At 62.2% G+C, this 11,654-nt stretch carries 14 protein-coding genes; 2 read left to right on the forward strand and 12 right to left on the reverse strand.

Features of this window, described 5'->3' with window-relative positions; all coding sequences use genetic code 11:
• Window positions 1-102 precede the first annotated feature (102 nt).
• A complete protein-coding gene (locus ASE36_RS02190; RefSeq protein ID WP_062275204.1) occupies window positions 103-870 on the reverse strand; it encodes a phosphatase PAP2 family protein in 768 nt (255 codons plus the stop codon).
• Between the two features lie 71 nt (window positions 871-941).
• Here ASE36_RS02190 and ASE36_RS02195 point away from each other — a divergent pair, with 71 nt between their 5' ends.
• Window positions 942-1,640, forward strand: coding sequence for a response regulator transcription factor (locus ASE36_RS02195; RefSeq protein ID WP_062277865.1), 699 nt, complete (start codon window positions 942-944; stop codon window positions 1,638-1,640).
• Window positions 1,633-2,841 (forward strand): sensor histidine kinase, encoded by a 1,209-nt coding sequence (locus ASE36_RS02200; protein WP_062275206.1) that lies wholly within the window; start codon window positions 1,633-1,635, stop codon window positions 2,839-2,841. Before ASE36_RS02195 ends, ASE36_RS02200 begins: the two co-directional genes overlap by 8 nt.
• On the opposite strand, the gene ASE36_RS02205 is transcribed toward ASE36_RS02200, so the two are convergent.
• From ASE36_RS02205 to ASE36_RS02255, 11 genes are all read right to left on the reverse strand, one after another.
• On the reverse strand, window positions 2,842-3,276 hold the full coding sequence (locus tag ASE36_RS02205; RefSeq protein WP_244474691.1) for a cytochrome c-type biogenesis protein: 435 nt from the start codon (window positions 3,274-3,276) through the stop codon (window positions 2,842-2,844).
• A gap of 161 nt (window positions 3,277-3,437) precedes the next feature.
• Window positions 3,438-5,426 (reverse strand): heme lyase CcmF/NrfE family subunit, encoded by a 1,989-nt coding sequence (locus tag ASE36_RS02210; RefSeq protein WP_062275210.1) that lies wholly within the window; start codon window positions 5,424-5,426, stop codon window positions 3,438-3,440.
• A complete protein-coding gene (gene ccmE, locus ASE36_RS02215) occupies window positions 5,423-5,875 on the reverse strand; it encodes a cytochrome c maturation protein CcmE (protein WP_062275212.1) in 453 nt (150 codons plus the stop codon). The genes ASE36_RS02210 and ccmE overlap by 4 nt, the downstream gene beginning before the upstream one ends.
• The gene (gene ccmI / locus ASE36_RS02220; RefSeq protein WP_062275213.1) at window positions 5,872-7,095 is read right to left on the reverse strand and encodes a c-type cytochrome biogenesis protein CcmI; all 1,224 of its coding nucleotides are present in this window, start codon (window positions 7,093-7,095) and stop codon (window positions 5,872-5,874) included. The genes ccmE and ccmI overlap by 4 nt, the downstream gene beginning before the upstream one ends.
• A 248-nt stretch (window positions 7,096-7,343) precedes the next feature.
• A complete protein-coding gene (locus tag ASE36_RS02225; RefSeq protein ID WP_062275215.1) occupies window positions 7,344-7,757 on the reverse strand; it encodes a hypothetical protein in 414 nt (137 codons plus the stop codon).
• A 126-nt stretch (window positions 7,758-7,883) separates the two neighbouring features.
• Window positions 7,884-9,281: an ATP-binding protein gene (locus tag ASE36_RS02230; RefSeq protein ID WP_062275217.1), complete on the reverse strand. Its 1,398-nt coding sequence runs from the start codon at window positions 9,279-9,281 to the stop codon at window positions 7,884-7,886.
• The gene (locus ASE36_RS02235; protein WP_062275219.1) at window positions 9,278-9,943 is read right to left on the reverse strand and encodes a response regulator transcription factor; all 666 of its coding nucleotides are present in this window, start codon (window positions 9,941-9,943) and stop codon (window positions 9,278-9,280) included. The genes ASE36_RS02230 and ASE36_RS02235 overlap by 4 nt, the downstream gene beginning before the upstream one ends.
• Window positions 9,944-9,990: 47 nt before the next feature.
• Window positions 9,991-10,245 (reverse strand): hypothetical protein, encoded by a 255-nt coding sequence (locus ASE36_RS02240; protein WP_156378549.1) that lies wholly within the window; start codon window positions 10,243-10,245, stop codon window positions 9,991-9,993.
• A 129-nt stretch (window positions 10,246-10,374) separates the two neighbouring features.
• Window positions 10,375-10,887, reverse strand: coding sequence for a type II toxin-antitoxin system YhaV family toxin (locus ASE36_RS02245; protein ID WP_062275221.1), 513 nt, complete (start codon window positions 10,885-10,887; stop codon window positions 10,375-10,377).
• Between the two features lie 3 nt (window positions 10,888-10,890).
• Window positions 10,891-11,223, reverse strand: coding sequence for a type II toxin-antitoxin system PrlF family antitoxin (locus tag ASE36_RS02250; protein WP_062275223.1), 333 nt, complete (start codon window positions 11,221-11,223; stop codon window positions 10,891-10,893).
• Between the two features lie 220 nt (window positions 11,224-11,443).
• A complete protein-coding gene (locus ASE36_RS02255) occupies window positions 11,444-11,653 on the reverse strand; it encodes a hypothetical protein (protein ID WP_062275224.1) in 210 nt (69 codons plus the stop codon).
• Window position 11,654 lies beyond the last annotated feature (1 nt).

Consider the following 11,654-nt stretch of genomic DNA (forward strand, 5'->3'; position numbering starts at 1 on the left):
CGAACTGAGCCATCAGAGGCGGCTCATCCGCGTGCGTGCTACGTTGGAAGCGACCTGCACTCCGAAGAGCAGCGGACCGTCGAAACTATCGCAGTATCGGCATCATCTCCGGCAGAAAATGGCATCAATCTGCGATGCACTCCTTGAGAACACCCGCCAGAGCAGGAGCGCCAAAACCCACATCACATGCCAACCGATGACCACGTCCGAGAGGAAGTGCGCGCCAAAGACGACCCGGTTGAAGGAGAAGGCTGCGGCAAGCACTCCCATGGCTGCGAGGTAGATCTTTGCATGTCTTGGCGCGATGAAGACCACCAGTGTCAGCAGTGCAAAGGCGCTTGCCGCTTCGCCTGAAATGAATGAGCAGTTGCGCAGGCATTGATCGCTAATATCCCAGGGCGGCGTGAAGACTGCATTGCCACCAAAGCCCTCAAGCGCCCTCGGGCGGGCCCTCCCGACCACCGCCTTGATTGCCTCTACGCCCAATCCTGGACCGATGGCGAAGAATGTGATGACGAAAAGCAACTTGTGCGGTGGAGCAAGGCGCTTCAGATGTCCTATGAAGCCATTGGCGACCAGCAGCGCTGTCGCCGTGCCGATGAGGATCCATGGCAAGAACCGGTTGATGTCCCGAAATGCGATGAGGACCGTATTTTTCCCCGCATCGAAACCATTCTGCTCATCCCAGAAGAACCGGCTTGTCATCAGATCAAGTTCCGGCACGGCCGCAAAGACTATGGAGACAAGGCCGAGGAGAATGAGCGCAGTTGGAAGAAAATCTCGCGCCTTTTCTTCCGCCTCATTTAAAACCGGTTTTTCGAAGTTGTTTACGTTGGAAAGTTGCATCAGAAGTTCCTCATTGAGGAACATGTTTTCGCGCCGGATTGCCAAGATTTGGCGGAGAGCCGGAGAAGGGCCTGTCGACAGCCGTGAGCCTGATCATGATTTCATCACTCGTGCTTGTGGTCGAGGATGACCCTGAGATCGCACTCCTGTTGGAAAGATACCTTGCGAGGTCCGGTTACCGGACTGTGAGAGCATCGACAGGGCAGACCGCGCTTGCCCATCTGCAGATGTTGCGACCGGATCTTGTGCTGCTCGATGTCGGTCTGCCGGATATCGACGGGTTCGACCTCTTGGCCAAAATCAGGCGCGATTCGCCCGTCCCGGTCATCTTCGTGTCTGCGATGGATGACGACACGGACAAGCTGCTCGGTCTCAAGCTTGGTGCCGATGACTATGTCACGAAACCGTTCAACCCTCAGGAGGTCGTTGCGCGTGTGGGTGCCGTGCTCAAGCGCACGAGAGGGAGCGCAGGCAGTGAGGTGATCCGGCACGATCAGATCGAAGTCCATCTGGATTCACACATCGCAATGACATCAAGTGAAGACGGCCGGTTCGAACTGTCCCTGACGGCCACCGAATTCCGACTCCTGGTCTGCTTTGTCCGTTCTCCCTTCAAGACTTTTGAACGAGCATTCCTGCTGGACGCCTGCATGCCCGAAAGCGAGGCTCTAGACCGCACGGTGGATACGCATATTGCCAATCTGAGGCGAAAGCTCACGGAGTGCGGCCAGAGTGGATACATCACCACGGTGCGTGGCATAGGCTACCGGTTTGCGAGGTCGACGAATGTCTAAACGGCCGTCCCTCTTCATTCTGGCCGCAGCGCTCGTGTCTTTCACACAAGTCATCACGATTGCGCTGCTTTTCATCTCGGTTGACTGGTACATTGACCACGCCGAACTCTCCGCCATCGAGGCCCTTCCCGCAGACGCCCGATCTGCATGGGCAAGCCTCAACAAGGGCGAGCTTCCGGAGATGAAGGCGCTTAAGGCCCTGGTCGCGCTCTACCCGCAATTGGAAGCGCAGACGGAGGGAGCCCCGGTTGTCGGCGTCTTGGGGTTTGGCTTTGCCCTGATCGTTTTCACGAGCGTCATTGGGGTGGTGCTGGCCTACAGGATTGTCGCACCTCTAACCCGACTGACTGCAGCCGCAGAACAGATCCGACAGGGTGATTTTCGGGTGGAAGTGGAGCCGGGCGCCACGAAAGAAGTCGAAGCGCTTGCAACGACCATCAATCGACTGGCAAGCGAACTGCTCGCGCTGGAAACCCGTTTGAAGTTCAATTCCAGAGCGGTCGCGCATGAACTGCGCACGCCGCTGACCGTCTTGCAGGGCAATCTGCAGGCGATGGCCGATGGGGTGCTTGAGGTGAGCGAGGAGCGCGTGCGGGCACTGCTCCTGCAAGCGCAGAGCATGTCGGGGGTCGTAGACCAGCTTAACACGCTGTCGATGGCGGGCACCGCCCATTTTATCACGGCAACCACGTCTACCGATCTGGCGCTGCATGTATCTGATACGCTGAGCCTGTTTCAGGCGTCAGTCGGCAGCACAATCGATTGCCGAATGGACCTGTCACCAGCGCCGGCCAACATCGATCCTCCCCGTTTCCGCCAGGCTCTTCTCGCTCTTCTGGACAACGCGCGCAGATATGCGGGAGACTTCGGCCCCATCGAGGTACTCACGGGGGTGGACGACGCCGGTCGGTCCTTCATTTCCGTCACCGACCACGGCCCAGGATTGCCGTCGGATGTGGCCCATTCTTCGTTCGATATGTTCTGGCGAAGCGAAGCGCTGAACGGCCGCGACCTCGGTGGCTCAGGCCTTGGACTCACGGTCGTGAAAGCCATTGCCGAAGGGCACAAGGCGCGGTTTCAAGTGGGAAATCGCGCGGAGGCGGGAGCTTATGCCACCATCCTCTTCGAAACACAGGAGGGACATAGGCTCACACGTTCCCCCCAGCCGGTCGACGGCGACCCCGGTTCGAAACCCGTCTGATCACTCCCCGTCGAGCAGCTTTCCGAGCCGCGCTTCCTCGTCCGCCGAAAGCTTCACCGACGGCTGCACCGCGCGCCTGCGCGCCGCAACAAAGGCCACGATCAGCCCGACCAACACCAGCGCCGCCGGCGCGCCCCAGAGCGCCAGCGTTTTCAGGCTCAGCCGCGGCTTTAGCAGCACGAATTCGCCGTAACGCGACACGACATAGTCGATTACCTGCTCATCCGTATCGCCACCCACCAGCCGCTCGCGCACCACGACCCTGAGGTCGCGCGCCAGCTCGGCATTCGAATCGTCGATCGACTGGTTCTGGCAGACCATGCAGCGCAGTTCCGCCGAGATTGTCCGCGCCCGATGTTCAAGCACCGGGTCGGCCAGCACTTCGTCCGGGTTGACGGCAAAGGCGTGGATCGGGGTGAGAAGCAGGGCGAGCAGAAGGAACACTGCCTTAAGACCCCCTTTGGCCTGCCGGCCATCTCCCCCACAAGGGGGGAGAAGACCCGCGGAAGCCACGCGTCTTGCTGTCGAAGGAAGCACGCGGCGCCAAAGCCCTTCCCGCTTGTGGGCAGGGGTTGGGGAGGGGTTCTTGCCCACACTCATTCCGCAGCCTCCAGCACCGGCTTCACCGCCGCCTTCGCTCGTTTCGGCGCGCCAACCCGAAGCCTGCGATCCGAGAGCGATACGATGCCGCCCGCCATCATGACCAGCGTGCCGTACCAGATGCAGAGGATCCACGGTTTCCACCAGATGCGCACGACGATCCCGCCATCGGCCATCGGGTCACCGAGCGAGACATAGAGCTGGCTAAACCCGAAGGTGACGATGCCGGCTTCCGTCGTCGGCATGCGCCGCGCCGGATAAAGCCGCTTCGACGACCAGACATCGGCCACCGCGACACCGCCCTTGCGGATGGTGAAATGGCCCTGGTCCTCGGTGTAATTCGGCCCCTTGGCCGGTCGGATGCCGTCGAAGGTCAGCACATAACCGCCGGCTTCTGCCGTCATTCCCGGCTTCATTTCCACGACATGTTCCGTCTGGAAGGTCGAGACCGCGACAATGCCGATGACGGTGACGCCAAGGCCGAAATGGGCAAGCGCGGTGCCGAAGGCCGAGCGCGGCAGGCCTTTCAGACGACGCCAGGCCGTGCCAGCAGGATGTTTGCCGAAACCCGCACGCGTCCAGAGATCGGCGAGCGCGCCGCCTATGACGAAGAAGCCGAGCGCCAGACCAAAGACCGCCATGACCGGCCCGCCATGCTGCGAATACCAGAGTCCAAGCCCCAGCACGAGCGAGAGGGCTGCGGCCACATAAAGCCGCTGCAGGGCGGCCAGAAGATCGCCGCGCTTCCAGGCGAGGAACGGCCCGAAGGGCACGGCCAAGAGCAGCGGCACCATCAACAGGCCGAAGGTCAGGTTGAAGAAGGGTGGACCAACGGAGATCTTCTCACCCGTGAGCGTTTCCAGAAGCAGCGGATAGAGCGTGCCGATCAGCACCGTCGCGGTGGAGACGGTGAGGATCAGGTTGTTCAGCACCAGCGCGCCTTCGCGCGAAATCGGCTGGAACAGCCCGCCCGATTTCAGGCTGGGTGCCCGCAGAGCAAACAGCGTAAACGCGCCGCCGATGAAGATCACGAGGATGCCGAGAATGAAGATGCCGCGTGTCGGATCGGTCGCAAAGGCATGCACCGAGGTCAACACGCCCGAGCGCACCAGGAAGGTGCCGAGCAGCGACAGCGAAAAGGCGATGATGGCGAGCAACACCGTCCAGATCTTCAGCGCATCGCGCTTTTCCATGACGAGTGCGGAATGCAGCAGCGCCGTGCCCGCAAGCCAGGGCATGAAGGAGGCATTCTCGACCGGGTCCCAGAACCACCAGCCGCCCCAGCCAAGTTCGTAATAGGCCCAGTAGGAGCCCATCGAGATGCCCGCCGTCAGGAACACCCAGGCGGCCAGCGTCCAGGGGCGCACCCAGCGCGCCCAGGCCGCATCGATGCGCCCGTCGATCAGAGCGGCAATGGCAAAGGAGAAACAGACGGAAAAGCCGACATAACCGAGATAAAGCAGCGGCGGATGGATCGCGAGGCCCACATCCTGCAGAACCGGGTTCAGGTCCTGGCCCTCTGCCGGGATTGGCGACAGGCGGATGAAGGGGTTCGATGTCAGCAAGATGAACAGCGTGAAGGCCGTGGTGATCCAGGCCTGAACCGCCAGCACATTCGCCTTCAGCCGGTCCGGCAGATTGGCGCCGAACAATGCGACCATGGTCGAAAACAGCGTCAGGATCAGCACCCAGAGCATCATCGAACCCTCGTGGTTGCCCCAGACGCCGGAGATCTTGTAGATCATCGGCTTCAGCGAATGCGAATTCTCAAAGACGTTCTTCACCGAGAAATCGGAAACGACATAACCCCAGGTGAGCACGCCGAACGAAAACGCAACGAGCAGGAACATCGCATAGGTGCCTGTCGTCGCGACCCCCATCATCGCGGCATCGCCGCGTCTGACCCCGATCACCGGCAGGATGGAGACAACGATGCTGGTCGCCAGCGCCAGCACCAAAGCATAATGCCCGAGTTCAATGATCATTGGACCACTTCCTTGCCGCCGAGTTGAACCCCTTGCGCCTTCAGCCGATCGGCCACGTCCTTCGGCATGTAGGTTTCGTCATGCTTGGCGAGCACCGTATCCGCAACGAAGATCCGGTCGCGTTCACGGAACACACCCTCCGCCACCACGCCCTGCCCTTCGCGGAACAGATCCGGCAGGATGCCGGTATAGGTCACCGGCACTTCGCCGATCGTGTCGGTCACGGTGAAGGTCACCGTCGAGCCCTCGCCGCGCTTGACGGTGCCGGTCTCGACCAGACCGCCGAGCCTGATACGGGTCCCCGGCTTCACCTCGGTCTTCTGCAGGTCGCCGGGCACGTAGAAGTAGGCGATCGACTGGCCGAAGGCGAACATCACCAGAAGCACGGCAGCAACAATAAAGCTCATGCCGCCGGCAATCACGGCGAGACGCTTCTGCTTGCGGGTCATGGTGTCACCTCCTCGACATCAAGGCCGAGTTCTCGCGCCATGGCCACGAGTTGCTGGCCCTCGGCACCATCAGCCGGAAAAGCCTTCAATCCGTCCTTGAGGGCCGCCTCGGCGCGGGCCTTGTCCTTCAGCATGGCATAGGAGCGCACCAGCCGCATCCAGCCTTCGAAATTGTTGGGATCGTCCTTCAGCCTCTGGTCGAGGCTTTCGACCATGCCGCGGATCATCTGGTCTCGGTCCGCCGCAGACATGTCCTGTGATGCGGCAATATCGCCAGCCGTCGGATTGCCGGGTGCGGCAGGGTTGGCCGGGTTGGCCGGTGCCAAGGGAACCGCCGGCGCATTGGCAAGCGGCACGCCTTCGCTGTTGGTGGCGATGTGACGGTTGATGAGATCCATCCAGGGCGCATTGGCGGGCGATGCCGCCGCAATCTCCTGGAAGGCTTTAAGCGCTTCTGCCCTGCGGCCACCCTGCTCCAGCGCCAGCGCCAGATAATAGTCGGCGCGCGGATTGTTCGGCTCCATCTTGCGCGCCGCCTCGAAGGCCTTGGCCGCATCTTCGGTGACGATGCCGTCATTGCGCGTCACCAGCGTCTCGCCAAGCCCGTTCAGCCGTTCCGGATCGGGACCCAGAAGGCGGACCGCGTTGCGGAACGCGAGTTCGGCATCATCGAGCCTGCCAACGCGGAAATAGACCGGCGCCAGCACGTTCCAGCCATTGCCGTCATCCGGATTATCAGCCAGATGGCGCTCGACCTTGGCGATCAGCAGATTGACGTCGTCGCCCGGATTTTCGATCCGCGCAGCGAGCGGCGCGTCCGGCGTGCCGGGGCTACCGATTTCCAGGTAGCCGGCAAGCCCGATTAAGGGAAGACAGAGGAGAATGAAGGCCTGCGACAGGCCATAGCCGCTCCTGCGGGGCGGCTTTTCGCCGGCGGCGCCCGTCGCGCCCGAACCGGCCTCGTCCACCCCGTCCTCGGAGGAGGTCCGTCCAGCGACGGCCAGCAGCCGCCGCCCGATTTCGGCGCGCGCATAATCCGCCTCTTCCGGCGAAATCAACCCGCCCGCCTTGTCGCGCTCAAGCTCGCGCAACTGGTCACGATAGACGGCGGCTTCCCCTTCGTCATAACGCGTGGCGCGGGCCGAGGCCCGCAACAGGGGAGACAACAAAAGGACGGCAGCTAAGACCGTCAGCAGGGCGGAGAAGATCCAGAACAACATGAAACTCAATTACGGCAAGGGCGGGTGCATTCCAACTGGCAAACGGGCCATGACGCAAAGTTGAGGCGTTTGGCCGCAAACCCGATTAGCCCCTCAAACCACGCCTATCCTTGACCCAAGTCAAGTGGGTGAGGCAGTGCGGCACGCCCGTCTTGCGAGAACAGTGTGCCGGAGGTTGTCTGCCGGGTCGGGGCGGCTGCCATGTCATGGATCCCGCCCGGGTCCATCAAACCTTGCACCGCTGCTGGTCAGCTGAGCGGCGTCCAGGTGCCGTTGGCGTTGCGGCAGGCCGCACCGCGGGCCTCGAGCGTGCGATTGCCGCTCACCACCTTGTGGGTGAACTGACGACAATTCTGCTTGCCGACCTGATAGGGAGCCGCAGCGATCACTTCGCCACGGACGTCGCCGCCGGCCCAGGTTACCGGCTGGCCGCCGGGTGCGGCTTCCAGCGCGCGATATTCCGCTTCCAGCGCCCTCTGGGTCTCGCTGTTGGACAGCTTCACGCCCGTGCGAGACACGATGCCACCCTGCAAGGCACTGATATAGACGGCAGAACCCGCCTTGACCGAACCGGCCGATCCGCCGCCCGTCGTGGTGCAGCCCGCCAGCGCGAGCGCTCCCAGAGCGGCGAGTGCCAAAGTCCCAAAGCGCGTTTTACCCATCAGAGATGCCCAAGTCCCGACGCAGATTCATGCGACCTGATGCGGCGGGTGGCGCCGGAGTGTCCCCGGTCGGCCCCGCTTCGGCAGGTCGTTTTATACAACTATGTAATTCCACAGGAAAATCAATCACGCAGTGTCTTTCGTCACAGCCGGTAGGATCAACTGTGCGCGAAGACCGCCAAGGCTTGCCCGCGACAGGCCGAAGGTCCCCTGATATTCGCCCGATATCTCCTTGACGATTGAGAGACCAAGCCCCGTTCCCGGTCGGCTTTCGTCGAGCCTGCGCCCGCGTTTCAAGGCTTCGCCGATCTGGTCGGGCGCCAGCCCCGGTCCGTCGTCCTCCACCACGATCTCCACCCAGCTGCGCCGCCCGTCCGCCGCCGTGTCATCCGCACGGACCACCGGCACGGCACGGGTGACGATCCGCGAGCGGGCGAATCGCGATGCGTTTTCCAGGAGGTTGCCAACCACTTCCTCGACGTCCTGTTGCTCCATGGCAAAGGTCAGATCCGGCGCCACCTCGAGTTCGAACTCCACCGTATCGTTCAGTTTGCGCATCACGCGCACCAGCCGCTCGAGAACCGGCTGCGCCTCGGTGCGGGCCAGCACGCTGTCACGTTGGGCGGCAATCCGGGCGCGGTTCAGATAGGACGTCACCTGCGCCTGCATGGCTTCCGCCTGGCTCACCACGACCTCGGCATGGCCCTTGTCGAGCGTGCGCGCCTCGTTGAGCAGCACGGCAATAGGGGTCTTCAGCGAATGGGCGAGATTGCCGACCTGCATGCGCGCGCGCTCGACGATGCGGCGGTTGCTGTCGATCAGCGCATTGATCTCGTTGGCGAGCGGCATGATCTCGCGGGGGAACTCCCCCTCGATCCGCTCCGCCTCGCCGCGCCGGATCCGCTCCAGCCCGCGCCGCGCGCGGTCGACCGGTTTCAGGCCATAGACGATCGCCAGACCGTTGACGATCAGGCCGCCGATCCCGACGACGGCGAGCGCGATGTTGAGCCGGCTGGCGAAGAAGGAGATCTCCTCCTCGATCACAGCCAGATTGCCGGAGACGCGGAAGCGCGCCGCCCGCCCCTGGTCGTCGAGCACGACTTCCGTCTCGGCGACACGGATGCGATTGCCGACATCGTCGGTCATCTCGTAATAGCGCTCATAATTCTCATCGAAGGGGGTCTTTTCCACGTCCGGCACGGGGAGATTGGCGACACCGAGCGAAGCGGATGCCAAAGGCGCCGTCGCGAAATTGCCAAGCGGCTCGACCAGCCAATACCAGCCGGTCTCTGGCTGCGAGAAGCGAAGATCGCCAAGTGCCGGCGAACCAGCCAGGCTGTCGCCGTCGCCGATCGAGACCGAATTGACGACATTGTAGAGCTGGGCTCTCAGCAGATTGTTGAAGCCGCGTTCGACGCCCTGGCGATAGAGGGCTGATATCGCCACCGCGATCGTCACCAGACCGAGCGCCGACCAGATGGTGGCGAGCAGCAGGACGCGCGCGGTGAGCGAGCGGGGCTTCATTTCGACGGCGCTTGGATGCGGTAGCCGAGGCCGCGCACGGTCTCGATCATGTCCACGCCGATCTTCTTGCGCAAACGACCAACAAACACCTCGATCGTGTTGGAATCGCGGTCGAAATCCTGATCATAAAGGTGCTCGACCAGTTCGGTGCGCGACACCACCTCGCCCATGTGATGCATCAGATAGGAAAGCAACCGGTATTCATGCGAGGTGAGCTTCAGCGCCACGCCATCAACCAGCGCCTTCGAACTCTTGGTGTCGAGCCGCACCGGGCCGCAGACGATTTCGGAAGAAGCATGTCCGGCTGCGCGGCGGATCAAGGCACGGATACGCGCGAGCACTTCCTCGACATGGAAAGGCTTGGTCACATAGTCATCGGCACCGGCATCGATACCGGCCACCTTGTCCGACCAGCGATCGCGCGCGGTCAGGATCAGCACGGGCATCACCCGTTGTGCTGCCCGCCATTTCTCCAGCACGGTGATACCGTCCATCTCGGGAAGCCCGATATCCAGGATGACAGCGTCGTAGGGTTCGGTCTCACCGAGAAAATGGCCTTCTTCGCCGTCGAATGCCTTGTCGACGACATAACCTGCTTCCTGCAGGGCCTCGACCAGCTGGCGATTGAGATTGGCATCGTCTTCGACGACGAGAATGCGCATGAAATTCCCCTAGGCTGAAGCAGACGGCAATTCGGCCGGTTTTGATATCACTGGGCGACGCGCATCGTCACCTTGCGGGGACGCTCTGAGCCATTGCGCGGCACCAGCACGACGATGACGCATTCACCGCCCGATTCGCGCACCGAAAGCAACTGGCCGCCAAGCTCGGCCACGGCCCTTGCCGCCGCCGCCCGGCAATCCGCCGCCATGGCATCGCCGTCTAGGACCGGCAGGACGAACACACCCAGCGCCAGCGCCAGGCCGCTCAACTTCCTTCCGCCGATTTTCATCAAAGATGCCATTGCCACTTCTTCTGTATGGACGCCCACGCTTCGCAAATTATGTACCCCAAGCCTTCTGAATGGCAAATGAATGCTGGTTTCATGGTTGCGATCGGGGTGTGGGGGTGGGGGTGGAGGTGGAGGTGGAGGTCAGATGTCATCTTCGTCCCGCATCTTGCCAGCTTTCGATGCGCGGGCGAAGCGCTTGAGCGACGCCTCTTTCGACGCAGCCTCCAGCAATTGCGTCCAGCCCTCGGGTGGGTTGCCATCCTCAAGCATGGATCGGAACACAGCATAGGCGTCGGTCTTTGCGCCATAACTGCGCAGCGTTTCGGCCTCGTTCACCCAGGCTAAAACAATGATCTTGGCGGTCGAGCTATATCGGAAGAACAGCCGAAACCGCCCATTGCCAAACTTCGCCCGGAACCAATGCCTGCGTTCTGGCCCAAGCGTTCCGCCCGCGCGGAAAATTGGGGAGGCCGGATCAGTCGGAATGGTCTCGAAGACCAGCTTCTGCAAAGCAGCTAACAGCTTGACATTGGCACCGGACCGGTAAGTTTCGGGTCTCTTCTGCGCTTCCCGCTCGACGGCTACGGTCAGGCGCTCCAACTGGTCTAGAAACAGCGGATGCGCCCGGATGATCCAGCCATTGACCGTCTCCATCGCTCAGAGCTCGACCTCACCCTCGATCGGCGCATCAGGATCCACTTCGACACCCGCCGTCAGCGCCGCCATCCGCGCCCGCAAGGCCGGCGGGATCTCGGCAAAGGCGTGGCCCGGCCGTGCTGCCATGTGCCTCGCCAAAAGGTCTAGAAACCTGTCCAGTACCGGATCCTCTCCATCCGCATCGTCGCGTTCGACATAAACCCGGTTCTGCGCATCCAGACTGAACGCGATCCGCCCGCCATATCCGACGCCAAGTGCATCCCGGATCGATTTCGGGATCGTCGTCTGTCCCTTGTCCGTGATGGTGCTGACCTTGCGCAAAATCGAATTCATCGTGGCAAACTCCTCGGCTGATGAGGAATGTAATGGATATTCCTTACTTGGTAAAGGGTGACATCACACGGGTACCTGCGTCGCTCGAACCGACCGTCCTTCGGTGTCGGCTTCACCGAGCCGAAGGTTAAGCAAGAGCGAGGACCGCATCCGCCCTTCTCCCCGCCTGCGGGGAGAAGGTGCCGGCAGGCGGATGAGGGGCCTGCGCCGTACCATCTCCTCACCCACCAACACCCTTCGTCGCCGACAGCCGCCCGTAGAGCGCGAGCAGCCCGCCCAGCGTTCCCGCAAGCGTCGTCAACGCATCCGCCAGCTGCGCCTCTTCGGCACTGCCGAGGTCAAAGCCGGCCTGCCGCAAGAGCGGCGCGCCGATCGCAATCAGCGCGCCCCAGACGGTCTTTGACTGGTACCAGGGTTTCATCTCCAGCATG

Source organism: Rhizobium sp. Root274, from assembly GCF_001429245.1.
GTDB lineage: Bacteria > Pseudomonadota > Alphaproteobacteria > Rhizobiales > Rhizobiaceae > Allorhizobium.